Raw genomic sequence first — 24,069 nt, 5'->3', positions numbered from 1 at the left:
GGCGCTTCGGCCGGAGGTCGGCCATCGCCGTCATTCTAGCCAGTCGACGTCGGTGTCGCCGGCCTCGTCGGACGGCCTGGCCGCAGCCATGCGCAACCGCACCGGCTCGCACGGCCGCCACCACAGCGTGCCGAGCTGCCCGAACCGGCGCGAGAGCGCGTCGAAATCATCAGGCTCCATCCCCATCACCAGCCAGCTGGGTTCGCGCCAGGTGCGGTTGCGCGCGGAAGCGAACGCGGGACGGAACGGATGGCCACCGGCGACGAGGGCCTGGTGCAGGGCCTCGTCGGCGCGCCGGTTTTCCTCGCTGCTGCGTTCGACCGACAGCGGGTTCCAGGCCGAGAGCAGGCCGAACGAGGTCGCCTCCGGATAGGCGAGTTCCAGCCCCGGCGTCGGCAGGCCGATGATGATGTCGTGCCAGCCGCCCTCGTGCTGCCACCGATACTCGGCGGCGAGGAAGGCGTGCAGCAGCTCCGAGACGCGCGCCTCGCCGAGCGGGGGAAGTGGAGTCGCCATCGGGGCCCGGTCAGCGCGCAGCGGGCCCGGCGTCTGCCGGAGGGCAGGGGGAAGCCATGCGAGTCCCCTTGTACGTGAACAGCCGATAGGTGTAACCGATCGGGCCCCGCTCGTAAACTGCACGATCCCATGGCGCGGTGCGACCCATCGATGATCGAGACCAAACTGCCGAAGGTCGGCACCACCATCTTCACCGTGATGTCGCAACTGGCGCTGGAACACGGCGCCGTCAATCTCGGACAGGGTTTTCCCGACTTCCCCGTGCCGCAACGGCTGGTCGATGAGCTTCAAGCGGCGATGCGCGCCGGCCACAACCAGTATGCGCCGATGACCGGCGTGCCGGCGCTGCGGCAGGCGATCGCGGCCAAGACCGCACGCGTCTATGGCCACCGGCCGGATGCCGACACCGAGGTCACCGTCACCAGCGGCGCCACCGAGGCGATCTTCAACGCCATCCACGCCGTGGTGCGCGCGGGCGACGAAGTGATCGTGCTCGATCCCTGCTACGACTGCTACGAGCCGGCGATCGAACTCGCCGGTGCGCGCGCGGTGCACGTGCCGCTCGACCCCACCACGTTCGCGCCCGACTGGCAGCGCGTGCGCGAGGCGATCACGCCGCGCACGCGGATGCTGATGATCAACAGCCCGCACAATCCGTCGGGGGCGATGCTCTCGGCCGCGGACATGGAACAGATCGGTTCGATCATCGGGCGGGCCGGCATCTTCCTGCTGTCGGACGAGGTCTACGAACACATCGTGTTCGATGGCGTCCGCCACGAGTCAGTGCTGCGCCACCCGGCGCTGCGCGAGCGCGCATTCGTGGTCTCGAGCTTCGGCAAGACCTACCACTGCACCGGCTGGAAGATCGGCTACTGCATCGCGCCGCCGGCGTTGAGCGCCGAGTTCCGCAAGGTGCACCAGTACAACGTGTTCTCCACCTTCACCCCGGGGCAGCATGCCTTCGCGGCCATGCTCGAGGCCGAGCCGGAACACTACGAGCAGCTCGGCGCGTTCTACCAGGCCAAGCGCGACCGCTTCCGCGAGCAGCTGGCGACCACGCGGCTGCGGCCGCTGCCCGTGCCGGGCGGTTATTTCCAGCTGGTCGACTATTCGGCGGTGAGCGAGCTCGACGACGCCGCGTTCTGCCGCTGGCTCACCATCGAGAAGGGGGTCGCGGCCATTCCGCTTTCGCCGTTCTACGAACATCCGCCGCTGGGGCAGCGGCTGGCGCGCCTGTGCTTCGCCAAGCACGAAACCACCCTGGATGCGGCGATCGAGCGTTTGCAGATGCTCTGAGCGGCGCAGGCGGCCGCCGTGGGTGGGCCGGGAACGGTTCCGGCAGGCAGCGCGACCCGGCAGCGGCGACCAGGGCGCAGCGCCCAGCCTTCGCGACGCCCGGTTCGCCCCCGGCGCGAGGACAGGGCAGGGTCCCGGCGGGCAGTAGTCGTCTGCCCCCGCGCAGGCCGACGTCGGCGTCTACCCAGCCGCCGGGCCTTCGTCTAGGCTGCCGGCCATGGAAAATCTCCGCCTGACCCTGGTCCAGGGCGCCACCCGCTGGCACGACCCCGCCGGCAACCGCGACTACTACGGCGAACTGGTCGCACCGCTGCGCGGCAGCACCGACGTGGTGCTGTTGCCGGAAACTTTCACCAGCGGTTTCTCCAACGATGCGATCGGCGAGGCCGAGACCATGGACGGGCCGACCGTCGCCTGGATGCGGGAGCAGTCCGCGCGGCTCGGGGCGGTACTCTGCGGCAGCGTGCAGTTGTGCGTCGACGGGTCGGTATTCAACCGGCTGCTGTGGGTCACGCCCGACGGCGACCTGCGGCACTACGACAAGCGCCACCTGTTCCGCTACGCCCGCGAACACGAGCGCTATGCCGCCGGCCGCCAACGCCTGACCGTGGAATGGAAGGGCTGGCGCATCTGCCCGCTGGTCTGCTACGACCTGCGTTTCCCGGTGTACTCGCGCAACCGCTACGACGTCGAACGCCCGCAGGGGCTCGACTACGACCTGCTGCTCTACATCGCCAACTGGCCGGCCGCGCGCGCGCATGCCTGGAAGACCCTGCTGCGCGCGCGCGCGATCGAGAACCTGTGCTACGTGGCCGGGCTCAACCGGGTGGGCCGCGACGGCAACGGCCTGCAGTACGACGGCGACAGCGCGGTGATCGACTTCCTCGGCCACGCCGCCAGCGAATGCACCGACGAGGAAGTGGTGGTCACTACCACGCTGCTTGCCGACAGGCTCGCCGCACACCGCGAGCGCTTCCCCGCGATGCTGGACGCCGACGCCTTCGAACTGCGCTGAGCCGGGATCACCCGTTGTACAGGTAGTACACGCGTCGGCTGCGCGGCACGACCACGATCATTCCGATGCGGCCGTAGGCGTAGTAGCTGCCGGGCGTATTCACGGCCTCGGCCGCGGCGCGCAGCTGGTCGCGGTCGACGTCGATGCAGAATCCGTATGCGCAGACGTACTGCAGGATCTCGTGGCGGCCGGTTGCCGGATCGGGCGGCCAGCGTCTGTCCGGCGCCACCGGCGTGGCGCGCCACCCGCTGTAACGGCCGCGCCAGCGCCGCGATGCCTCCGGCGGCGGCATCCGCTCCAGGTACCCCACGCCACCGGCCGCGACCGCTCGCGCGGCGTCCCCGGGCAGACGGTAGGCGATGAAGCCGGCCTCGTTGCCGCCCGGTCCGAATCCCCAGGCCTCCTCTTCCGCGTAGACCACCTGCCGCACGCCCAGCCCCGGGGGCACATGGGACAGACGGTGCGCATGCACCAGGGCCGCACACCCGCCCACGGCCAGCACCGTCGCGCAGGCCGAGAGCGCCGACATCTCGCGCGGCGCGACGACGAATGCCGTCACGATCGCCGCGAACAGTGCCAGGGCGAGGGCGGACAGCGACAGGAGTGCGATCACGCGGCACCCCGTGGTCGCGACCCATGGCCACGGGCATGGAAATAGATCCGCTCCGCGGCCCAGCGCAGTGGCGGCGTGCCGATCAACGCGTCGAACGGCCAGTCGCGCTGCAGGCGATCGAAGGCCTTGCGCAGCAGGCGCTTGCCGCGGAAGCGCGGCGCGGCGCGTTCGGCGGCGATGGCGGGGTCGGGACCACCGCTCCGCAGGTGCAGCGCGATCGCGGCGCCCACCGCCTCGCCGTGCCGCCAAGCCGAGTGGATGCCGCCGGCGGTGACCGGTGAAACGATGCCCGCGGCATCGCCGGTGAGGATCACGCCCGGCGCGGCCAGCGGGCGCACCGGGCCACCACACGGAATCAGCCCGGCGCGGGTGGCGCTGGGCGACACCGCGGGATCAAGGCCCAGCCGCTCGCCGACCCGCCTGCGCAAGCCTTCGATATCGGGCACGCCGGCGCGGTCGTGGCGATGCCGGAACGCAAGCCCGAGCTGCACGCCACGCGGGTTCTGCGCCGCCCAGCCGATGTAGCCCGGTGCCAGGCCGCGGTCGATGAAGCAGTGCAGGCGCCCGGGTTCGCGCAGCGAGGCGCCGTCGAATTCGTGCTCGACGCCGTACAGGAAGTCGCGCACGCGCCCGAGGCCGGCCCGCATCGCGACGCGCGATTTCGCCCCGTCCGCGCCTACCAGCCAGCGGCAGTCGCCGAGGCCGTCGACGTGCCAGCCGCCGGCGGTGCGTTGCGCATCGGTGAACGACTGCATCAGCCGCAGCTCCACGCCCGCGCCTTCGAGCTCCGCCGCCAGCCAGCGCATCACGCCGGGAGTATCGGTGGCCAGGAAGTAGTAGCCGTGCCGCTGCAGCGCCATGCTGCGCAGGCTCGGCGCGTACAGGCGCACGCCGTCGATCCGTCGCACCAGGTCGGGGGGAATGCCCGCCAGCGCCGTGCCTTCCGCGGCCTCGCGCACGATGATGCCGGTGGTGTGCAGGCGGATGCCGGGATCGCGCTTGCGCTCGAGCACGCACACGCGCATTCCGCCGCGACGCGCGGCCAGCGCGCAGGCCGCGCCCGCGAAGCTCGCGCCCACCACCACCAGGTCCCACTGCATGCGCGCCGCTCCCGCCACCCTGCCGTCCCGTCTGCCTCGATGCGGGGAGAGCGTGCTGCGTCCGCATGTCGGGGCGATGGGCACTCGATGAAGTGGACGTGAAGCGTCCGCTCCCGCGGGGCTAGGGGCGTGGATTCCTGTTGCCGCGCCGGCGCAGGCATCGTCGTGGCGGGCCCGGGAGGGTGTCGTCGCCGACGCCCCGGCCGGTCGACGCCTTCGCGGCCGCTCGTGGGCGGGAACGGCGCGGGCGGGAACGAGCGCGCTCGCCGGTCGTCCTCAGTCCCCGTCCGGCGGCGGCAGGATCTGGTTCACCGACTGGCAGAGGACGACGATCCTGCCGGCGTCGTTGCGCGCTTCGGCGTGGATGTGCAGGGTGTTCCGGGTGCGCTCCACCAGCCATGCGGCGCAGGTGATCGAGGCATCGTCCGGGGTCACCGGGCGCAGGTACTGGGTGTTCAGCGTGGCGGTCGCGCTGGGCGGCGCGACCAGGAACGAGAACGGGCCGATGGTGTTGTCCAGCGCGGCGACGATGAAGCCGCCCTGCATGTTGCCGAGCGGATTGCGGTAGCGCGGCAGCACCGGGAAGCGCATGCACAGGCGCAGGCCTTCCTCGTAGGCGACGCATTCGCCCTGCATCTCGAGCAGGCAGGGCGGCGGCACCAGCCCGCGCATCGCCGGCGGCAACCGGTCGCGGATCAGGGCGGACAGATCGGGCGGGCCGGCGGACATCGGTCGAGCTTGCGAAAGCGGCGAACGCACGTCAATGCCCGGCGTCGCGACGGCGGGCGCGGCGACGTCGGACTAGCCCTACACGCCGGCGCCATCTTGCCCGATCGCGCCGGGCCGGGGCCGACGTGACACTGGGCGCCTGTCTCTCCCGACGACGAACGAGGCCATGGAAGGTCCACGACCCGGGCATCTCGCCCGTCCACCGTTCGGTACCGGCGTGGCGTTCGCATTGGTGCTAGGCGCGCTGGCGGGTTCGCGGTTGCCGGCCCTGCCGCTGACCGCGCTGCTGGCCGTCCTGCTCGGGCTGGGCGCATTCGCCTGGTGGCGGTTCGATGACTGGCGTCGGCCGGCTGGCGCGCTGTTGGCGGGGTTCGCGCTGTTCGGGCTGCACGCGGCCTGGGCGTTGTCGCAGCAGTTGCCGCCGGACCTGGAACGCGGGGATTTCGCGATCGACGGTCGCGTGGTGCAGTTGCCGGAGCACGAACCGCGACGTACGCGGTTCCTGTTCCGGGTCGACCGCGGGCAGGCGACGCCGCCCGCCCTGCGCGGACGCCTGCTGCGGCTGTCGTGGTACGACGATCGCGCGGCCGCGGACTCGCAGCGCCACGCGATCGAGGCCGGCAGCCGCTGGCGATTCACTGCGCGGTTGCGCGCGCCGCGCGGCCTGCGCAACCCCGGCTGGTACGACAGCGAGAAACACATGCTGGCCGGGCGGATCGCCGCGACCGGCTATGTGCGCGACGCCGAGCCCGCCGAACGGCGACATGGCGGCGCCGGCATCGACGGCTGGCGCGAGCGCATCGCCGGCAGGATCGACGCGGCGGTGGCGCGCCCGGCCTCGCGCTTCGTGCGCGCGCTCGCGCTGGGCGACACGCGCGGGCTGGACGATGTGGACTGGGAGATCCTGCGCGCCACCGGGTTGACCCACCTGGTGGCCATCTCCGGTTTTCATGTCGGCCTGGTCGCCGGATTCGCCGCGCTCGCCATCGCCGGGTTGTGGTGGCTGCTGCCCGCGCTCGGCCGGCGCGTGCCGCGACCGCAGGCCGCCGCGGCCGGGGCACTGCTGGGCGCCGCCGGCTATGCCGCGGTGGCGGGCTTCGCGCTGCCGACCGTGCGCACGGTGCTGATGGTGGCGGTGGTGGTGCTGGCGCGGCTGTGGCGCCGGCCGATGGGAGTGGCCGATTCGCTGGCGCTGGCCGCGATCGCGCTGCTGCTGGCCGATCCGCTGTCGGTGCTTGCGGCCGGATTCTGGCTCAGCTTCGCGGGCGTGGCCTGGCTGGTGTGGTGCCTGCCGCGGGTCGGTGCGCAGCCGGTGGTGCGTGGGTTCCTGGCGGCGCAGTGGGTCGCCACGCTGGGGCTGTTGCCGCTGACCGCGGTCATGTTCGGGCAGGCGTCGCTGGCGGGCCCGCTGGCCAACCTGGTCGCCATCCCGTGGTGGAGCCTGGTGGTGGTGCCGATGGCGCTCGTCGGCACCGGCCTCGAAGCACTGCATCCCGGCTGGGGCGGCGGCGCCTGGCGGCTGGCCGCGAGCTGCTTCGAACTGTCCTGGCCGCTGTTCGAATGGCTGGCGGCCGGCCGCGCCGCCCTGTGGTGGTTGCCGGAGGCGCGCTGGTTCGCCCTGCCGCTGGCGCTGCTGGGTGCGTTCTGGCTGCTGCTGCCGCGCGCGGTGCCCGGAAAGGCGCTGGCGTTGATGCTCCTGCTGCCACTGTTGTGGCCGGACCGGGAGCTGCCGCGCCCCGGCGAGGTCGATCTCGTGATGCTCGACGTGGGGCAGGGCGGTGCGCTGCTGGTCCGCACCGCGCGCCACGCCTTCCTCTACGATGCCGGCCCGGCCGTGCCGGAGGGCTTCGACGCGGGCGAGCGCGTGGTGGTGCCTGCGCTGCACGCGCTCGGGGTCCGCCGGCTCGATGCCACGATCGTCAGCCACGGCGATGCCGACCACGCCGGCGGTTTCGCCTCGCTGCGCCGACGCCTCGATACCGGGCCGGTGTTCGCGGCGCGCGACGCCGCGATCGAGGACGCGGTTCCGTGCCTGGCAGGTTCGCGCTGGGAGGCCGACGGCGTGGTGTTCCGGTTCCTGCATCCGGACCTGCACTTCCCCGAGATGGGCAACGAATCGAGCTGCGTGCTGCGGATCGAGTCGGCGCACGGCAGCGTGCTGCTGGCCGCCGACGTCGGCGAGGTGGTCGAGCGCTTGCTGGTTCACGATCATCCCGGCGGCCTTCGCAGCGACGTGGTGCTGGTGGCGCACCACGGCAGCGCGGGTTCTTCGGATCCCGCCTTCATCGCCGCCACCGCGCCGCAGGTGGCCCTGGTCTCGGCCGGCCATGGCAACCGCTTCGGACACCCGAAGCCCGAGGTCATGCGACGCTGGGTCGAACGGGGCGCCGCGGGCGCGGTCACCGCTCGCGAAGGCGCGGTCCTGGTGCGACTGCGCGGGTCCGGCCTGCAGCTCGAATCGCGCCGTCGCGCACAGCCGCGCCTGTGGGACGCGGCGCGGCGCGCCGAAACCGTGCACTGAGGCGCCCGGCGCCGTGCGGGCGCTGGGCTATCCTATCCGGCAGTCAGTGTGGCCCTAGGGGCCGGAGGGGCGTGCGTGTTCGAACTGGTGAAGTCCGGCGGCTGGCCGATGATCCCGCTGCTGCTGCTGTCGGCGGTCGGGCTGGCGATCATCGTCGAGCGCTTCTGGGCGCTGCGCCGCAAGGCCGTATTGCCGCCGGGCCTGGGCCAGGAAGTGCGCGCATGGGCCGCGCGCGGCAAGCTCGACCCGGTGCACATCGATTCGCTGCGCAGGAACTCGCCGCTGGGCGCGCTGCTGGCCGCTGCGCTCGACGTGCGCCACCGCCCGCGCGAGGAGATCCGCGAGCGGGTGGAGGACGTCGGCCGCCATGTCGCCCACCGCATGGAACGCTTCCTCAACGCGCTGGGCACGATCGCCGGCGCCGGGCCGCTGCTCGGGCTGTTCGGCACCGTGGTCGGCATGATCCAGATGTTCCTCGGGGTGATGGACCACGGCGTCGGCGACGTCAACCAGCTCGCCGGCGGCATCGGCAAGGCGCTGGTCTGCGCGGCCGCGGGCATGATCGTCGCGGTGCCGGCCCTGGTGTTCCACCGCTACTTCCGTGCCCGCGTCGACGGTTACATCGTCGACATGGAGCACGAGGCGATCCAGCTGATGGACGTGATCGACCCGCGCGCCCGCCGGGCCGCCGCGGCGGTGGCCGCATTCCCCGCCGACGCCCAGCCGACCCAGGCCTGAGCCGATGCGCATCCGCGACCGCCGCGCCGAGGACGTGCCCGAGATCAACCTCGTGCCGCTGATCGACGTGATCCTGGTGCTGATCATCTTCTTCGTGATCACCACCACGTTCGACGCGCGTTCGGTTCTGAAGCTCGAACTGCCGCGCGCCGCCGGCCAGCCCAACGATGCCCAGTCGAACTCGCTGAGCCTGCTGATCAACGCCGACGGCCGCTACTTCGTCGACGACCGCGAGGCGCTGCGCACCGACGTCGAATCGCTCAAGCGCACGATCATCGAGGTCGCCGGCGACGACCGCGAGCGCACCGTGCTGCTGCGCGCCGACGCGCGTACGCCATGGCAGGCGGTGGTGACCGCGTACGAGGCGCTGGGCCAGCTCGGTTTCACCCGCATCGCCAACGCGACCGCGCCGGAAGCGCCCGCTCCGGCGGCACCGTGAGCCGCCGATGAGCGAGACCACCGCGACGAGCGCGGAAGCCCAGGGCGCCTGGCCGGTCTACCGGCGCCTGCTCGGCCACGCCTGGGTCTACTGGCCGTTCCTGCTGGTGGCGATGGTGGCGATGGTGATCGAGGCGCTCGCCGGGGCGGCGTTCGTGTGGCTGATGGAGCCGCTGACCAACGACGGCTTCGTCGATCCCAAGCCCGAGATGGCGATCGTGCTGCCGCTGTCGATCATCGGCCTGTTCCTGCTGCGCGGGCTGGCCACCTTCGCCACCGACTACGGCATGGCGCGCGTCGGCCGCAGCGTGGTGCGCGACCTGCGCGAACTGGTGCTCGCAAAATACCTGCGCCTGCCGAGCGTGCGCTTCGATACCGAGGCGGTGCCGGCGATGGTGAGCCGGCTCAACTTCGACACCGAACAGGTCACCCAGGCGAGTTCCGATGCGCTCAAGGCGATCCTCACCGATGGCCTGACCATCGCCTTCCTGCTCGGACTGATGCTCTACACCAGCGTCAAGGTGACGCTGGCGATGATCCTGATCGCGCCGCTGATCGGCCTGCTGGTGTGGTACGTGGGCGGGCGCTACCGCCGCATCAGCCGCGGCATCCAGGACGGCATGGGCGCGCTCGCCGCGAGCGCCGAGCAGTCGCTGGCGGCGCAGCAGGACGTGAAAGTGCACGGCGCCCAGGAATTCGAGCGCACGCGCTATTCGGACTTCGCCAACCGCATCCTGCGGCTGAACATGAAGGTGGAGACGACGCGCGCGATGTCGTCGGCACTGGTGCAGATCCTGGCCGCGCTGGCGCTGGCGGCGATCGTCTGGGTGTCGGTGCACGAGGCGCTGGAAGGGCGGCTCAACCCCGGGCAGTTCGTGCAGCTGATGACGGCGATGATGGGCATCATCCCGTCGCTGCGCCGGATCACCAACGTGCAGAGCGTGATCGGCCGCGGCGTGGCGGCGGCCGAGCGCCTGTTCATGGTGCTCGATTCGGAAGAGGAAAAGGACACCGGCCGCGTCGCGCTCGGCCGTGCGCGCGGCGAACTGGTGTTCGACCGGGTATCGCTGCGCTACGCGCGCGACGACGACACCCGGCATGCGCTCGAGGACATCAGCTTCAGCGCCTCGCCCGGCACGGTGACCGCGATCGTCGGCCGCTCGGGCAGCGGCAAGACCAGCCTGGTACGGCTGGTGCCGCGCTTCTACGAGCCCAGCGCGGGCACGATCACCCTCGACGGCGTGCCGCTCGACGACTACCGCCTGGCCGACCTGCGCCGGCAGATCGCGCTGGTGGGGCAACGGGTCATGCTGTTCGACGACAGCGTCGCGGCCAACATCGCCTACGCCTCGGAGGCCGATCCGGTCGCGCTGCGCGCCGCCGCCGAGGCCGCGAACGCCTGGGAGTTCATCGAGCGCCTGCCGCGCGGCATGGACACGCCGATCGGCGAGAACGGCTCGATGCTCTCCGGCGGCCAGCGCCAGCGCCTGGCGATCGCCCGCGCGATCCTGCGCGACGCGCCGATCCTGATCCTGGACGAGGCCACCGCCGCGCTCGATACCGAGTCCGAACGCCTGGTGCAGGAAGCGCTGAACCGGCTGATGCCCGACCGCACCACCCTGGTCATCGCCCACCGCCTCTCGACCATCGAGCATGCCGACCAGGTGCTGGTGCTCGACCAGGGCCGGCTGGTGGAGCAGGGCACCCACGCGCAACTGCTGGCGCGCGGCGGCCTGTACGCCCACCTGCACCGGATGCAGTTCCGCGAGGGCGGCGAGGCGTGAGCCGGCGTCCGGGCCACGCGCCGCACTACTGGTACGGCGAGGCGCCGGCGCCGCTGTTCGCGCGCGGGCTGTCCGGACTCTACGGTGCGGTGACCGGTGTCCGCCGCGACCTCTATCTCAAGGGACTGTTGCGACGCCAGCGCATCGATCGTCCCGTCGTGGTGGTCGGCAACCTGGTGGCCGGCGGCAGCGGCAAGACCCCGCTCACGATCGCGCTGGTCCAGCGCCTGCAGGCCGCCGGCTGGACGCCTGGGATCGCCAGCCGCGGCTACGGGCGCGCCGATCCGAAAACGCCGCGCTGGGTGGAATCCGGCACCGATCCGGCGGTCGGCGGCGACGAACCCGTCCTCATCGCGGCGCGCACAGGCGCGCGCGTGCGCGTGGACGGCGACCGGGTCGCCGCGGCACGGGCGCTGGTCGCCGAAGGTTGCGACGTGGTGGTCTGCGACGACGGGCTGCAGCACTACCGGCTGGCGCGCGACCTGGAGATCGAGGTGATCGACGGCCATCGTCGCTACGGCAACGGCCGCCTGCTGCCGGCCGGGCCGCTGCGCGAGCCGCCGGCGCGTGGCGAGCGCTGCGATTTCCGCGTGCTCAACGTCGGCGACGCGAGCGATCTCGCCGCCGGTTTCGGCGAGTGGCCGATGTGGTTCGAGGCCGGGTCGGCGAGGCCGATGGCCGGCGGTCGGCCGAAGCCGCTGGCGGCGTTCTCCGGCCAGCGCGTGCACGCGGTCGCCGGCATCGGCGACCCCGAGCGCTTCTTCTCGATGCTGCGCGCACAGGGCATGGCGGTGGTGCCGCACGCATTCCCCGACCATCACCGCTACGACGCCGAAGACCTGCGCTTCGGCAGCGACCTGCCGGTGCTGATGACCGAGAAGGACGCGGTGAAATGCGCGGCCCTCGCCAACGACCGCTACTTCAGCGTCGGCATCGATGCGCACCTGCCCGAGGCCTTCTGGGTCGCGCTCTTCGACCGGCTGACGACCCGGCCCGGGGGGAATGCCACGCCGTGAACGCGCAGGATTTCGTCGTCGCCATCCCGGCCCGCCATGACGCCACGCGCCTGCCGGGCAAGCCGCTGCGACTGCTGGGAGGCGAGCCGCTGGTGCTGCACGTGGCGCGGCGGGCGCTGGCGGCGGGCGCGCGCGAGGTCTGGGTCGCGGCCGACGACGACCGCATCGCGCGCGCGCTCGAGGGCAGCGGCGTGCGCGTGGCGATGACGCGGTCGAGCCACCAGTCCGGCACCGACCGCCTGGCCGAATGCGCCGACATCGCCGGCTGGAACGACGACACCATCGTCGTCAACCTGCAGGGCGACGAACCCTTCGCCCCCGCGTCCGGCATCCGCCGCGTGGCGGCCCTGCTCGCGCAGGGCGACGCCGGGATGGCGACCCTGGCCGAGCACATCACCGAACCGGCGGTGCTGTTCGACCCGAACACGGTGAAGGTGGTGGTGGCCGACACCGGACACGCGCTGTACTTCAGTCGTGCGCCGATCCCCTGGCACCGCGATGCGTTCTCGCGCGAGGGCGACATCCGCGTGCCCGGGGAATGGCTGCGGCACATCGGCATCTACGCCTACCGCGCGGGCTTCCTGCGCCGCTTCTCGGCGATGCCGCCGGGGCGGCTGGAGCGGATCGAATCGCTGGAGCAGTTGCGCGCGCTCGAGGCGGGGCTGCCGATCGCGGTGGCACTGGCGCCCGAGGCGTTCCCCCAGGGCGTGGACACGCCGGAAGACCTGGCGCGGGCCGAAGCGATCCTCGGAGGCCCGCGTGCCTGAACCGATGCGGCTGCTGGTCGTCTGCCTGGGCAACATCTGCCGCTCGCCGCTGGCGGAAGGCGTGTTGCGGCAACGCATCGACCAGGCCCGGCTCGGGCACCGCGTGGTCGTCGACTCCGCCGGCACCGGTGGCTGGCATGCCGGTGAGCCGCCAGACCGGCGCACCATCGCGAACGCGGCGGCGCACGGCGTCGACATCGCAGGGCTGCGCGCCCGCCAGCTGCGCGCGTCGGACTACCGGGATTTCCACTGGCTGCTGTGCGCGGACCGGGCCAACCTCGACGACGTGCGCGGCCGCGCCCCCGGCAACGCCACGGCCCGCAGCGCGCTGCTGCTGGAATGGGCGGGACTGGGGCAGGGCGCCGAGATCCCAGACCCCTATACCGGCGGGCCGGAGGCGTTCGAGCACGTCTGGACGCTGGTCGACCGCGCCGCGCGCGCCATCGTCGCCGGCCTGGCCGACCGGACCCGGACGATTGACGCATAATCGCTGCACATGGACGCGACCACCGCCCCCGAGTTCCCCCCAAGCGTCGAGTGGCTGAACCTGCTGGCGCCGCTGCGGATCGCGCAGCTGCGCGGCAAGGTCTGTGCGCTGGTGTTCGTCAACGCCGGCTCGGCGTGGTGCCAGCACCGGCTGTCCGACCTGGCGCGCCTGCGCGCGCGCCATGGGGAGCGGGTCAACGTGGTGGCGGTGCACGTGCCGAAGTTCGACAGCGAGCGCGACGGCCGCCGCATCGGCAAGCGGCTGAATCGCCAGCGCTACGACTTCCCGATCGGCCACGACCCCGACTGGACCCTGTGGCAGCACTACGGCATCGAAGCCTGGCCGACGGTGGTGCTGATCGACGGCGAGGGCCGGATCCGCGACCGCATCGTCGGCGACGGTCCGATCCGCGAACTCGACGCGCGCGTGAGTGCGCTGGCCGGCGAACTAGTGCCGACCCTGCCCAACGCCGATCCGATCGAGATGCGCCGCGGCGGGGAGCCGCCGCTGCCGCTGCGTTTCCCGACCGGGCTGGTCGTGTCCGGCAACTACCTGTACGTGGCCGACAGCGAGCATCACCGGGTGCTCGAGTGCGACCACGCCGGGCGCGTGCTGCGCCAGTTCGGCAGCGGCGGCCCCGGGTTCATCGACGGCCCGATGGAACTGGCCGCGTTCAACCGCCCGCACGGCATGTGCGTGTGGCGCGACGCGCTGTACATCGCCGACAGCGGCAACCACGCGGTGCGGCGCGTGGAACTGCGCAGTGGCGACATCGACACCATCTGCGGCGCCGGCCGTGCCGGCACCCCGGCCGAAGGGGCGATCCGCGATCCGCGGGCGGTCGCCCTGGACCAGCCGCGCGCGGTGGCGCTCAGCGGCAGCGCGCTGTTCATCGCCACCGCCGGCGACAACCGACTGTGGAAATACGATCTCGGCGCGCCGGGCCTGCAGCTGGTCGCGGGTTCCGGGAAGCTGGCGGTGGTCGACGGCAAGGGCCTCGGCGCGTCGTTCGCCGAACCGGTGTCGCTGGCGGCGGTGCAGCAGGTGCTGTACGTCTGCGATGCCGCCGGCTCTGCGATCCGCAGCGTCAACGTCCGTTCGGGCGCGGTTTCCACCCTGGTGGGCGTCGACCAGTGGCAGTACGGCAATGCCGACGGCGTTCGCACCGAGGCCCGCCTGCAGCAGCCGCTGGCGATCGCGCTCGATCCGGATTCGCCCCAGCTGTGGATCGCCGACAGCGGCAACGATGCCTTGCGTTGCCTGCGCCTGGGCGGCGGCGAGGTGAGCACGGCCGAGCTGCCGCAGCGCCTGCACGGCTCGGCCGGGCTGGCGGCAGGCGCGGGCGCGGTCTGGATCGCCGACACCGATGCCCACGCCGTGCTCCGGTTCGATCCGCGCACCGGGGCCCTGCGCCACGTGCCCATCGGCGAATGACCGCGGAAGCACCTGGTTCCGGCGGTTCCGCGACACCCGAGGCCGCGCCCTTCGACGGCAAGGCCTTCGCCCGCGGCCTGAGCACCGCGCCCGGCGTGTACCGGATGATCGCCGCCGACGGCAGCGTGCTCTACGTCGGCAAGGCCGGCGCGCTGAAGAAGCGCGTGGCCAGCTATTTCAGCAACGTGCCCAGGCCGGCGCGCACGGTGGCCATGCTCGCCCAAATCGCGCGCATGGAAGTCACGGTGACCCGGACCGAGGGCGAGGCTCTGCTGCTTGAGAACCAGCTGATCAAGTCCTTGCGGCCGCGCTACAACGTGCTGCTGCGCGACGACAAGAGCTATCCCTACGTGCTCGTGACCCAGGAGCCCTGGCCGCGGCTGGCGCTGCACCGCGGCCCGCGCAGCGTGCCCGGGCGCTATTTCGGCCCGTACCCGGGCGTGACCGCGGTGCGCGAGACGCTGAACATGATGCACAAGCTGTTCCGGCTGCGCAGCTGCGAGGACAGCGTGTTCCGCAACCGCTCGCGGCCCTGCCTGCAGCACCAGATCGGGCGCTGCACCGCACCCTGCGTGGGCCTGGTGCCGGCGCGCGAGTACGCCGATGCGGTGCGTCGCGCCACCCTGTTCCTCGAGGGGCGCAGCGACGAACTGGCGCGCGAGCTGGGCGAAGCGATGGAGGGCGCGAGCGAACGCCTCGACTTCGAGGAAGCCGCGCGCCTGCGCGACCTGCTCACCGGCGTGCGCTCGATGCAGGCGCGGCAGTACGTGGACGGCAGCGCCGCCGAGCTCGACGTGCTGGCCGTGGCGATGCAGGGCACCCAGGCCTGCGTGCTGCTGCTGGCGTTCCGCGACGGCCGCAACCTCGGCACCCGCGCGTTCTTCCCGAAGACCAACGGCAGCGACAATCCGGCCGAGGTGCTGGCCGCGTTCGTTTCGCAGTACTACGCCGAGCAGCCGCCGCCACGCGAGATCGTGCTCGACCGCGGCATCGAGGACATCTCGCTGCTGGAGGAGGCGTTCAGCGCCGCCGCCGGGCGCAAGGTGCAGATCCGCCACAGCGTGCGCGGAGAGCGCGCCGGCTACGTCGACCTCGCCCGCCGCAATGCCGAGCTCTCGCTGGCGACCGAACTCGGCAGCCAGGCCGCGCAGCAGGCGCGGCTCGAATCGCTGCGCACGCTGCTGGGGCTGGACGCGGCGCCGACGAGGATCGAGTGCTTCGACATCAGCCATACCATGGGCGAGGCGACCGTCGCCTCGTGCGTGGTGTTCGATGCCGAGGGCGCGGTGCGCGGCCAGTACCGGCGCTACAACATCGCCGGGATCGAGCCGGGCGACGACTACGCCGCCATGCAGCAGGCCTTGCAGCGCCGCTTTCGCCGTGCGGTCGACACCGGGGAGGCGCGTTCGCGAGCCACCGGCCCGCGCGCCGACGAACGCCCGGGCGCTGCGCGCGAGGACCAGACCGGGGACGCGCAAGCGACTTCGCCCGGTGAGGGCGCCGCCGCGCAACCGGGCGCTGCACGCGGGGGCCGGATCGACGCCGTGTTGCCCGACCTGCTGCTGATCGACGGCGGGGCGGGGCAGGTGGCGCAGGCGCGCAGCGTGCTGGCCGGGTACGGGCTCGACGATGGCCGGATCATGGTGGTGGGCGTGGCCAAGGGCGAGGAGCGGCGTGCCGGGCACGAACGGCTGCTGCTGCCCGACGGCCGCGAGCTGCGCCCGGGGATCGATTCGCCCGGGCTGCAGCTGATCCAGCAGGTGCGCGACGAGGCGCACCGGTTCGCGATCACCGGCCACCGCGGCCGCCGCCAGAAGGCGCGCAGCATCAGCCGGCTCGAGGACATCCCCGGCATCGGCCCGCGCCGCCGCGCCAGCCTGCTCAAGCATTTCGGCGGCCTCGGTGGCCTCAAGGCCGCCGGCGCCGAGGAGATCGCCAAGGTCGAAGGCGTGAGCGAGGCGCTGGCCGGGCGGATCTATGCGACCCTTCACGGATTGCAGGACGCCGCCCCCGCCGGCCCGACTCCCCCGTCGAAATGAAGTTGACCGTCCCCACCTGGCTGACCCTGCTGCGGATCCTGCTGATCCCGGTGCTGGTGGCCGTGTTCTACATGCCTTCCCAGTGGACCAACTTCGCGTCCGCCTTCGTGTTCATCCTCGCCGCGGTCACCGACTGGCTGGACGGCTGGATCGCCCGTCGCTACAACCAGTACTCCGCGTTCGGCGCCTTCCTCGACCCTGTGGCGGACAAGCTGATGGTGGCGGTGGCGCTGTTCCTGATCGTGCAGGGCCATCCGACGCCGTGGATGGCGTTCTGGGCGGCGGTGATCGTGGGCCGCGAGATCGCGGTCTCGGCGCTGCGCGAGTGGATGGCCGAACTCGGACAGCGGGCGACGGTCAAGGTGGCCGCGATCGGCAAGATCAAGACCATCGCCCAGATGGTCGCGCTGTCGTGCCTGCTGTACTCGATCAACCCGCGTTTCCCGCTGCAGCCGGGCACCGACATCTGGATGGGCGGGCTGGTGTTCCGCATCGGCGACTGGCTGCTGGGCGCCGCCGCATTGCTCACATTGTGGTCCGGCCTGGCCTACCTGCGGGCGGCCTGGCCGGTGCTGCGCGCGGCCGAGCGGACGGCTGTTGACAGTTCCAGGTCAGGCGGTAAAATGCGCGGCTCCACGCGGGAATAGCTCAGTTGGTAGAGCGCAACCTTGCCAAGGTTGAGGTCGCGAGTTCGAGTCTCGTTTCCCGCTCCAGATTCCTGCAGGCCCCGGCGATGCCGGGGTTTTGTTTATCGGCGCCGCGAGCGTGTATCGTTCCGGGGCGACCGTCACCGGCCTGGTGGCAGAGTGGTTATGCAGCGGACTGCAAATCCGCGTACGCCGGTTCAATTCCGACCCAGGCCTCCATCCGTCGCCGCCAGTGCGCGTGCTGGCGCCAAGGCCACGCCCGGATGGCGAAACTGGTAGACGCAAGGGACTTAAAATCCCTCGGCCGCAAGGCCATGTCGGTTCGATCCCGACTCCGGGCACGCCACGCATTCCAGGGAGCCCGATGAGCCGTTACTCCGCGTACATCGCCTGCGTCGTGCTTGCCGCGCTGTCGCTCGGGCTGGCCGTGCGCATGCCCGGCTGGTGGTGGGGCGTGGCGGTCTTCGGGGCGCTGGCGGCGCTGGGCACGCTCGACCTGCTGCAGCGCCGTTCGACGCTGCGCCGCAACTACCCGCTGCTCGCGCACCTGCGCTACGGACTGGAGTCGATCCGGCCCGAGATCCGCCAGTACTTCATCGAGGACAACCTGGCCGAGGTACCGTTCTCGCGCGAGAAGCGGGCGCTGGTCTACCAGCGCGCCAAGAACGAACGCGACACGGTGCCGTTCGGCAGCGAGCACGATCCCTACAGCGTCGACTACGAATGGATCAACCACTCGCTGGTGCCGGTGCACGTGGATTCGCACGACTTCCGGGTGCTGGTGGGCGGGAACGGATCGGCGCCCTACGACGCGAGCGTGTTCAACATCTCGGCGATGAGCTTCGGCTCGCTGTCGGCCAACGCGATCCGCGCCCTGAACGCCGGCGCCCGCCGCGGCGGGTTCTACCACGACACCGGCGAGGGTTCGATCTCGACCTACCACCGCGAGTACGGCGGCGATCTGGTCTGGGAGATCGGCTCGGGCTACTTCGGCTGCCGCGACGAAGCCGGCCGCTTCAGCGAGGAGCGCTTCGTGCTCAACGCGCGCGACCCGCAGGTGCGGATGATCGAACTCAAGCTCTCGCAAGGCGCCAAGCCCGGCCACGGCGGGGTGCTGCCGGCGGCCAAGGTCACGGCCGAGATCGCCGCCGCGCGCGGCGTGCTCCAGGGCGTGGACTGCGTGTCGCCGGCGGCGCATTCGGCGTTCTCAACGCCCGTGGGCCTGCTCGAATTCGTCGCCCGGCTGCGCGAACTCTCCGGCGGCAAGCCGACCGGGTTCAAGCTCGCCATCGGCCATCCCTGGGAATGGTTCAGCCTGGCCAAGGCGATGCAGCAGACCGGGGTGCTGCCGGACTTCATCGTGGTCGACGGCGCGGAAGGCGGCACCGGCGCCTCGCCGGCGGAGTTCATCAACCACGTCGGCCTGCCGATGCACGAGGCGCTGATGCTGGTGCACAACACCCTGGTGGGGCTCGGCCTGCGCGACCGGGTGCGCCTGGTCGGCGCGGGACGGATCGCGAGCGCGTTCGACATCGCGCGCACCATCGCCATGGGCGCGGACTGGTGCAACGCCGGGCGCGGATTCATGTTCGCGCTGGGCTGCATCCAGTCGCGCACCTGCCACAGCGACCATTGCCCGACCGGCGTCGCCACGCAGGATCCGAGGCGCTGGCGCAAGCTCGACGTGGAGGACAAGGCCGCGCGCGTGGCCAACTTCCACGGCAACACGCTGCGCGCATTGCGCGACCTCATCGGTGCGGCGGGGCTGGAGCATCCCTCGCAGCTTGGCCCCGAACACATCCTGCGGCGGGTGTCGCCGACCGAGGTGCGCTCGCTGTCGGCGCTCTACCGCTTCCTCGAACCCGGAGAACTGCTCGACCGGGTGCCCGAGCACGCGGTGTTCCGGACGTTCTGGCAGATGTCGAGCGCCGACACGTTCGCGCCACCCGAGCGGGTCATGGAGATGCGCCGCAGCAAGCTGCTGTGAGCGCGCTCAGGTCCCGGAGTCCGCCCCCGGCCCGTCCTCGGGATCCGTCGGCCCCGTGCGGCGCGCGACGACGGCGGTCGCGGTGACGTCGGCCGAGGTGTTGGCGACGGTCGCGAACACGTCGGGGATCGTGTCGACCGCCAGCAGCACGCCGAGCGGTTCGACCGGCAAGCCCATGGCCTGGGTGACCGGCATGTTGGTGGTCATGAAACTGACCTGGCCCGGCAGTCCCACCGAGCCCATGCTGACCACGATGCTCAGCGCCACCGCGGTCCCCAGCTGCACCGCCGTCAGGTCGGCCCCGTACATCCAGGCGATGAAGCAGGCCACCACGATGTACTGCGGCGGGCTGGCGATGCGGAACAGCGACACCGCCATCGGCAGCACCAGCGAGGTGACCGCGATCGGGTAACCCAGGCGCATGCGGGCGCTGTCGACCATCACCGGCAGCGAGGCGAGCGAGGATTGCGTGCTCGCCGCGATCGCCTGCACCGGCAGCAGCGCCCGGGCGAAGCGTGCGGGCCGCTCGCCGGCGGCGACCGCCGCCACGATGTAGAGCAGGAGCGTGATCGAGATGTACAACACGCACTGGGTGAGGATGTAGTAACCCAGCGCACTGAGCATGTCGATCCCGACCCGCGCGCACACCGCCAGCACCAGCGCGAACACCCCCAGTGGCGCCGCCCACAGCACCCAGCGCACGACCACGATCATGGTGTCGCCGAGGGTGCGCACCATCTCCAGCATGCGCGCGCGGCGCTCGGGCTCGATCCGGGTCAGGCCGAAGCCGAAGAACATCGCGAACACCACCAGCGGCAGCATCGCGCTGTTGGCCGCCGCCGCGATCGCGTTGCTGGGGATGATGTTCGCCAGCCACGCACCCACGCCGGCCGCCTCTGGCAGGTTCTCCGGCGCCTGGATCGCGGCGCGGAACGATTCGATCAGGGCCTCGTCGCGTGGCACCAGCGACAGGAAGGTCGGCGCCGCGACCGCCGCGAACGTGCCCGAGAGCGCCAGCAGCACCAGGAACACGACGATCGCGGTGCGCGCCGTGCGTCCCGACGCCGCGGCGTCGGCCGCCGAGTTGATGCCGACCACCACCAGCGCCGCGACCAGCGGGACCACGGTCATCTGCAGCGCATTGAGCCAGAGCCGGCCGATCGGCTGCACCGCGTCGGCCACCTGGGTGGCGCGCGCGGGATCGAAGGCGGCCAGCAGCAGGCCGGTCGCGGCACCGAGGAGCAGCGCGATCAGCACGCGCGCGGGAGTGGACAGGCCGGGGCGCCTGGCGGCGGCTTCGGAAGTCATGGAGGGGCGGGATTCCTGGAAGGGGCAGGGGACTGGATAGCACGAAGCGCTGCCGCGCATCGACGGGAACGGGCCGCGGAGCGTCGCGGGCGCGCCGCCGGCGTCGATGGCTGCAGCGGTCGGCGCCGGGCGGGCGGGTCACGCGGGAGCGGGATCATGGCATCGGCGATCGATCACGAGTCGAGCAGGGAACGCACGTGCTCATGGTAGTCGGCAAGCTGCCGCCGGCGCGACTCGTCGCCGCACAGCAGCAGGAACACCACGTCCAGCAGTTGCTGCAGGGCGGCCTGGTAGAGCAGCGGCTCGACGTGCGCTGCCTCGTCGTGGGCCGACACCAGCAGCGACAGGTCGGCATGCGCGCGCAGCGGGTTGGCCGTATGCCGCGTCACCGAGACGACCCTGCCGCCGCGCGAGCGGAACAGGCGCGCCAGCTGGCACAGGGTCGCGGCCTGGCCGCGCTCGGAGAACAGCAGCAGCACGTCGTCCGGCCGCGAGGTCGACACCTCGGCCGGCACCAGCACCGGATCGAAATGGTGGATCGCGAGGAACCCCAGCAACGACAGCCGGATCGCGAACGCACGCGCCATCACGCTGTCTTCGCCGGTCCCCACGACGAACACCTTGCCGGCGTCGCGCACCATGCCCGCCACGGCGTCGATCCGGTCGGGCGGATTCAGCAGCCGGGTTTCCTCCTCCGCGCGCGACTTGGCCTGCCACAGTTCGCGCGCGAGCACGCCCTGGCTGTGGTCGTCGGTGCCGCTCGCCACGGGCTCGGCGCCGTCGCCGTTGCGCGCGACCGCCTCGCCGATCGAGTACTTCAGGTCCGGATAGCCCTTGAACCCCAGCTTCTGGCTGAACTTCACCACGCTCGACTGGCTGATGCCCAGCGCGTTCGCCAGCTGTTGCGAGGAATAGTCGCGCAGCAGGTGCGCGTTCTCGAGGATGAAGTCGGCGATGCGGCGCTCGATCGCCGACATCTGGCCGCGTTCGGAACGGATGATCAGCAGCGGCTGCATGGCCGTCGCTTCAGACGCCGATCGGCTTGTAGCCGCGGATCGCCCGGATGCCGAGCCCGGGCGCCTCGGACACCGAGATCTCCGATTCGTTGAATGTCACGCCGCCGTCGACCGGGTCGAACGCGCACAACGATGGGCCGTCGAGATCGACCTTGGTGATCACGTCCGACTTGGCGATCGCCAGGTGGACCGCGGCGGCGACGCTGATGCTGGTCTCGATCATGCAGCCGATCATGCACTCCACGCCGTACAGCGCGGCGATGTCGGCGATGCGGATCGCGTTGGAGATGCCGCCGGTCTTCATCAGCTTGATGTTGATGATGTCGGCGGCGCGCTGTTCGATCAGCTCGATCACTTCCAGCGGCCCGAACACGCTCTCGTCCGCCATCACCGGGGTGTTGACCCGGTCGCTGACGTACTTGAGCCCGGCGATGTCGCGTGCGCGCACCGGCTGCTCGAGCAGTTCCAGGTGCACGCCGGCGTCTTCGAGCGCGTGCATCGCGTGCACCGCCTGCTTCGCGGTCCAGCCCTGGTTGGCGTCGAGCCGGAGCAGGGCGCGGCCCTCGACCGCGGCGTGGATCGCCTTGACCCGCTCCACGTCCAGCCCGATGTCCTTCCCGACCTTGATCTTGAGCGATTCGAAACCGCGCTCCACCGCCGAGATCGAATCCGACACCATCTTGTCGATGTGGTCGACGCTGATGGTGATGTCGGTGGTGATCACCGGTTCGCCGCCGCCGAGCATGCGGTACAGCGGCGCCTCGTACAGCTGGCCCCAGAGGTCGTAGACCGCGATCTCGACCGCGGCCTTGGCGCTGGTGTTGCGCTCGAGCGCGGTCTGCACCAGGCGCACGATGCGGTTGAGGTTGGCGACGTCCTCGCCCACCAGGCGCGGCGCGATCACCTTGCCGATGGCTTCGATCATCGAGCCGTGGGTGTCGCCGGTGATGACCGCGGTCGCCGCGGCCTCGCCGTAGCCGACGTGGCCGCTGTCGGTGTGGATCGAGACGATCAGGTCCTCGACCGTGTCCACCGTGCGCAGCGCCGTCTTGAACGGCGTCTTCAACGGCACCCGGACCATGCCGAGGCGGACTTCGGTGATCTTCATTCGGTTTCCCCCGCGGCGCGTTCGGCCGCCTTCCCTGTGCCGGTCACGGCCGGATGCGCTGGATGCTGGTGATGCGGTCGACCGTGGCCGTGGTGGCGTTGGACATCATCGGCAGCAGCGGCGTGACCACCACGCCGTTGAGCCGGTAGCGCCGCAAATCCCCGTCGTCGCCGAGCAACGACATGCCGCTGGTATCGTGGATCACGTAGGTCTCCCCGCCGACGCGCCCCAGCACCATCATCACGTGGCCCGGGATGAACACCAGGTCGCCGACCTCGGCCTCGCCCAGCAACTGCAGGCGCCGGTCGTGGCCGAGGCCTTCGAAGGGCAAACGATCCAGCCCGGGACTGACCGACTGCGCGCTGGTGTTGCGCGGCAGCAGCACGCCGAAGCTGCGGTAGATCTCGGAGACGAACCCGCTGCAGTCGCGGGCGTTGTATCGGTGTCCCCAGCCGTAGCGCTCGCCCAGGAACTTGAACGCCTGGCGGATCAGGTTGGCCTTGGTCAGCGGCAGGTAGTCGGGCGAGACGTCGGCCGAGCGCGGGATCAACGCGGGGGCGAACTCGAGGACGCCGTCCGTGCCGCGGACCGGGAGTTCGACGACGTGGCCGAAGCCGGGGTGCTGGCCGTTGAGCGGTTCGTCCGGCTGCCATTGCGCCAATGGCACGCGCACGCCCATGTCGAGCTGCACGTTCGATACGGCCGGCCGTTCGGGCGTGTACACCGTCTCCACCTTCGCCCCGGTCGCCACCAGGAAGGGAATGCGGCGGGTATAGGCGAAGATCTCCGCCTTGTCGCCGAACGCGACCTTGTCCGCCTCGATCCAGGCGGCGTAAGTCTGACTGAGCACGAACAGCCAGCGCCGGTCGCGGCTTTCGTGGACCACCGCCACCGGGGTGCCGGGGAACAGCGCGCTTTCCTGGAAGCGGTCGATGTCGCGGTCATCGGGCGAACTGAACACGTGCAGGTGGGTGGGGAAGGTGCGCAGGTCGGCGCGGCGGACCACCATGCCGTAGCGCGTCACCTGGGTCTGCGGGATGTCCTTCAGGTCGAGCGCGTCCACCAGCCTGTCGATCGCCCGGGCACTGCCTTCCTTGCCGCTCCCGTCGTACAGCGTGCGCGTGGGACGTGGCGATGCCTGCTCGATCCAGGCACGCACCTGCCCGGCCTCCAGCGTCACCGGCAACTGCTCGATGTCGTGCAGCGATGGCTCCAGGCGCTGCATCTGCGCGTTGTGCGCGGCGATGGCTTCGGCATCGAGGATCACGCGATCGGCATCACGCAGCCGCTCGATCCAGTACTTAGGGGCCAGTTGCGCCTCGACGACACCCGGGACGACCTCGCGCTCCGGACCCTGCGCCTGCGCGAGGACCTGCGCCTGCGCGAGGACAGGGGTGGCCAGTGCGGCGATCAGCATCGCCAGCAGGCCAACGGTGCCCCGGTGTCGTGCGGACGACCGCTGCCGCTCGTTCAAGACGCTCCTCCAAGGGTGATGACGCCGATCGGCGAG

Annotated in this window: 20 protein-coding genes, 3 tRNA genes and 1 pseudogene; 16 read left to right on the top strand and 8 right to left on the bottom strand. The window is 71.4% G+C overall.

All coding sequences use genetic code 11. The features are described from left to right. Nucleotides 1-30 precede the first annotated feature (30 nt). Entirely contained in the window at nucleotides 31-516 is a 486-nt protein-coding gene (locus tag FZO89_RS00175; protein WP_149101373.1) for a DUF3293 domain-containing protein, read from the bottom strand. A 150-nt stretch (nucleotides 517-666) separates the two neighbouring features. On the opposite strand from FZO89_RS00175, the gene FZO89_RS00170 reads away from it, so the two are divergent. Further along, entirely contained in the window at nucleotides 667-1,812 is a 1,146-nt protein-coding gene (locus FZO89_RS00170; RefSeq protein WP_149101372.1) for a pyridoxal phosphate-dependent aminotransferase, read from the top strand. A 217-nt stretch (nucleotides 1,813-2,029) separates the two neighbouring features. Continuing rightward, a complete protein-coding gene (locus FZO89_RS00165) occupies nucleotides 2,030-2,827 on the top strand; it encodes an amidohydrolase (protein ID WP_149101371.1) in 798 nt (265 codons plus the stop codon). Between the two features lie 7 nt (nucleotides 2,828-2,834). On the opposite strand, the gene FZO89_RS00160 is transcribed toward FZO89_RS00165, so the two are convergent. The 3 genes from FZO89_RS00160 to FZO89_RS00150 form a co-directional block, all read right to left on the bottom strand. After that, on the bottom strand, nucleotides 2,835-3,440 hold the full coding sequence (locus tag FZO89_RS00160; protein ID WP_149101370.1) for a hypothetical protein: 606 nt from the start codon (nucleotides 3,438-3,440) through the stop codon (nucleotides 2,835-2,837). Beyond that, nucleotides 3,437-4,540, bottom strand: coding sequence for an NAD(P)/FAD-dependent oxidoreductase (locus FZO89_RS00155; protein ID WP_149101369.1), 1,104 nt, complete (start codon nucleotides 4,538-4,540; stop codon nucleotides 3,437-3,439). Before FZO89_RS00155 ends, FZO89_RS00160 begins: the two co-directional genes overlap by 4 nt. A 276-nt stretch (nucleotides 4,541-4,816) precedes the next feature. Next, nucleotides 4,817-5,269 (bottom strand): PaaI family thioesterase, encoded by a 453-nt coding sequence (locus FZO89_RS00150; RefSeq protein ID WP_149101368.1) that lies wholly within the window; start codon nucleotides 5,267-5,269, stop codon nucleotides 4,817-4,819. 166 nt (nucleotides 5,270-5,435) lie between these two features. Here FZO89_RS00150 and FZO89_RS00145 point away from each other — a divergent pair. The 14 genes and pseudogenes from FZO89_RS00145 to FZO89_RS00080 all read left to right on the top strand — a co-directional run. Then, nucleotides 5,436-7,972, top strand: a pseudogene (locus tag FZO89_RS00145) (DNA internalization-related competence protein ComEC/Rec2); the annotation flags it as partial. Continuing rightward, a complete protein-coding gene (locus FZO89_RS00140) occupies nucleotides 7,866-8,528 on the top strand; it encodes a MotA/TolQ/ExbB proton channel family protein (protein WP_149101366.1) in 663 nt (220 codons plus the stop codon). The pseudogene FZO89_RS00145 and the gene FZO89_RS00140, both read left to right, overlap by 107 nt. A 4-nt stretch (nucleotides 8,529-8,532) precedes the next feature. After that, nucleotides 8,533-8,967: an ExbD/TolR family protein gene (locus FZO89_RS00135; RefSeq protein ID WP_149101365.1), complete on the top strand. Its 435-nt coding sequence runs from the start codon at nucleotides 8,533-8,535 to the stop codon at nucleotides 8,965-8,967. Between the two features lie 7 nt (nucleotides 8,968-8,974). Continuing rightward, nucleotides 8,975-10,750, top strand: a complete 1,776-nt coding sequence (gene msbA / locus FZO89_RS00130) for a lipid A export permease/ATP-binding protein MsbA (protein ID WP_149101364.1) — start codon at nucleotides 8,975-8,977, stop codon at nucleotides 10,748-10,750. Further along, entirely contained in the window at nucleotides 10,747-11,766 is a 1,020-nt protein-coding gene (gene lpxK / locus FZO89_RS00125) for a tetraacyldisaccharide 4'-kinase (RefSeq protein ID WP_149101363.1), read from the top strand. The genes msbA and lpxK overlap by 4 nt, the downstream gene beginning before the upstream one ends. After that, the gene (kdsB, locus tag FZO89_RS00120; RefSeq protein WP_187471205.1) at nucleotides 11,763-12,533 is read left to right on the top strand and encodes a 3-deoxy-manno-octulosonate cytidylyltransferase; all 771 of its coding nucleotides are present in this window, start codon (nucleotides 11,763-11,765) and stop codon (nucleotides 12,531-12,533) included. Before lpxK ends, kdsB begins: the two co-directional genes overlap by 4 nt. A gap of 4 nt (nucleotides 12,534-12,537) precedes the next feature. Beyond that, nucleotides 12,538-13,020, top strand: coding sequence for a low molecular weight protein-tyrosine-phosphatase (locus FZO89_RS00115; RefSeq protein WP_149103955.1), 483 nt, complete (start codon nucleotides 12,538-12,540; stop codon nucleotides 13,018-13,020). A gap of 9 nt (nucleotides 13,021-13,029) precedes the next feature. Further along, nucleotides 13,030-14,454, top strand: coding sequence for a thioredoxin-like domain-containing protein (locus FZO89_RS00110; protein ID WP_149101361.1), 1,425 nt, complete (start codon nucleotides 13,030-13,032; stop codon nucleotides 14,452-14,454). Beyond that, nucleotides 14,451-16,493, top strand: a complete 2,043-nt coding sequence (uvrC, locus tag FZO89_RS00105) for an excinuclease ABC subunit UvrC (protein WP_149101360.1) — start codon at nucleotides 14,451-14,453, stop codon at nucleotides 16,491-16,493. Before FZO89_RS00110 ends, uvrC begins: the two co-directional genes overlap by 4 nt. Continuing rightward, nucleotides 16,490-17,140: a CDP-diacylglycerol--glycerol-3-phosphate 3-phosphatidyltransferase gene (gene pgsA / locus FZO89_RS00100; protein ID WP_149101359.1), complete on the top strand. Its 651-nt coding sequence runs from the start codon at nucleotides 16,490-16,492 to the stop codon at nucleotides 17,138-17,140. The genes uvrC and pgsA overlap by 4 nt, the downstream gene beginning before the upstream one ends. After that, nucleotides 17,131-17,206: transfer RNA gene (locus FZO89_RS00095), tRNA-Gly, on the top strand. Before pgsA ends, FZO89_RS00095 begins: the two co-directional genes overlap by 10 nt. 79 nt (nucleotides 17,207-17,285) lie before the next feature. Then, nucleotides 17,286-17,359, top strand: a tRNA-Cys gene (locus FZO89_RS00090). Nucleotides 17,360-17,397: 38 nt separating this feature from the next. After that, a tRNA-Leu gene (locus FZO89_RS00085) sits at nucleotides 17,398-17,481 on the top strand. Between the two features lie 23 nt (nucleotides 17,482-17,504). Beyond that, entirely contained in the window at nucleotides 17,505-19,127 is a 1,623-nt protein-coding gene (locus tag FZO89_RS00080; RefSeq protein ID WP_149101358.1) for an FMN-binding glutamate synthase family protein, read from the top strand. A gap of 6 nt (nucleotides 19,128-19,133) precedes the next feature. Here FZO89_RS00080 and FZO89_RS00075 read toward each other — a convergent pair whose 3' ends face one another. The 4 genes from FZO89_RS00075 to FZO89_RS00060 form a co-directional block, all read right to left on the bottom strand. Next, entirely contained in the window at nucleotides 19,134-20,435 is a 1,302-nt protein-coding gene (locus tag FZO89_RS00075) for a dicarboxylate/amino acid:cation symporter (protein WP_316247523.1), read from the bottom strand. Nucleotides 20,436-20,608: 173 nt separating this feature from the next. After that, nucleotides 20,609-21,451, bottom strand: a complete 843-nt coding sequence (locus FZO89_RS00070) for a MurR/RpiR family transcriptional regulator (protein WP_149101357.1) — start codon at nucleotides 21,449-21,451, stop codon at nucleotides 20,609-20,611. 10 nt (nucleotides 21,452-21,461) lie between these two features. Next, nucleotides 21,462-22,559 carry a dipeptide epimerase gene (locus FZO89_RS00065; protein ID WP_149101356.1) on the bottom strand — a complete coding sequence of 366 codons (1,098 nt, stop codon included), beginning with the start codon at nucleotides 22,557-22,559 and terminating at the stop codon, nucleotides 21,462-21,464. 43 nt (nucleotides 22,560-22,602) lie between these two features. Beyond that, nucleotides 22,603-23,976 (bottom strand): C40 family peptidase, encoded by a 1,374-nt coding sequence (locus FZO89_RS00060; protein WP_149103953.1) that lies wholly within the window; start codon nucleotides 23,974-23,976, stop codon nucleotides 22,603-22,605. Between the last annotated feature and the right edge of the window lie 93 nt (nucleotides 23,977-24,069).

Source organism: Luteimonas viscosa, assembly GCF_008244685.1.
Taxonomy (GTDB): domain Bacteria; phylum Pseudomonadota; class Gammaproteobacteria; order Xanthomonadales; family Xanthomonadaceae; genus Luteimonas; species Luteimonas viscosa.
Note: the sequence above shows the minus strand (reverse complement) of the source record. Positions and strands in the feature narration are given on the sequence as shown.

What these genes read in the sequence shown, in the direction of transcription:
- FZO89_RS00135 (WP_149101365.1), top strand. Translation starts at nt 8,533, where the DNA reads ATGCGCATCCGCGACCGCCGCGCCGAGGACGTGCCCGAGATCAACCTC.
- FZO89_RS00075 (WP_316247523.1), bottom strand. Translation starts at nt 20,435, where the DNA reads ATGACTTCCGAAGCCGCCGCCAGGCGCCCCGGCCTGTCCACTCCCGCG.
- FZO89_RS00175 (WP_149101373.1), bottom strand. Translation starts at nt 516, where the DNA reads ATGGCGACTCCACTTCCCCCGCTCGGCGAGGCGCGCGTCTCGGAGCTG.
- FZO89_RS00080 (WP_149101358.1), top strand. Translation starts at nt 17,505, where the DNA reads ATGAGCCGTTACTCCGCGTACATCGCCTGCGTCGTGCTTGCCGCGCTG.
- FZO89_RS00170 (WP_149101372.1), top strand. Translation starts at nt 667, where the DNA reads ATGATCGAGACCAAACTGCCGAAGGTCGGCACCACCATCTTCACCGTG.
- FZO89_RS00070 (WP_149101357.1), bottom strand. Translation starts at nt 21,451, where the DNA reads ATGCAGCCGCTGCTGATCATCCGTTCCGAACGCGGCCAGATGTCGGCG.
- FZO89_RS00110 (WP_149101361.1), top strand. Translation starts at nt 13,030, where the DNA reads ATGGACGCGACCACCGCCCCCGAGTTCCCCCCAAGCGTCGAGTGGCTG.
- FZO89_RS00115 (WP_149103955.1), top strand. Translation starts at nt 12,538, where the DNA reads ATGCGGCTGCTGGTCGTCTGCCTGGGCAACATCTGCCGCTCGCCGCTG.
- FZO89_RS00165 (WP_149101371.1), top strand. Translation starts at nt 2,030, where the DNA reads ATGGAAAATCTCCGCCTGACCCTGGTCCAGGGCGCCACCCGCTGGCAC.
- msbA (WP_149101364.1), top strand. Translation starts at nt 8,975, where the DNA reads ATGAGCGAGACCACCGCGACGAGCGCGGAAGCCCAGGGCGCCTGGCCG.
- FZO89_RS00065 (WP_149101356.1), bottom strand. Translation starts at nt 22,559, where the DNA reads ATGAAGATCACCGAAGTCCGCCTCGGCATGGTCCGGGTGCCGTTGAAG.
- pgsA (WP_149101359.1), top strand. Translation starts at nt 16,490, where the DNA reads ATGAAGTTGACCGTCCCCACCTGGCTGACCCTGCTGCGGATCCTGCTG.
- FZO89_RS00060 (WP_149103953.1), bottom strand. Translation starts at nt 23,976, where the DNA reads ATGCTGATCGCCGCACTGGCCACCCCTGTCCTCGCGCAGGCGCAGGTC.
- uvrC (WP_149101360.1), top strand. Translation starts at nt 14,451, where the DNA reads ATGACCGCGGAAGCACCTGGTTCCGGCGGTTCCGCGACACCCGAGGCC.
- FZO89_RS00155 (WP_149101369.1), bottom strand. Translation starts at nt 4,540, where the DNA reads ATGCAGTGGGACCTGGTGGTGGTGGGCGCGAGCTTCGCGGGCGCGGCC.
- FZO89_RS00150 (WP_149101368.1), bottom strand. Translation starts at nt 5,269, where the DNA reads ATGTCCGCCGGCCCGCCCGATCTGTCCGCCCTGATCCGCGACCGGTTG.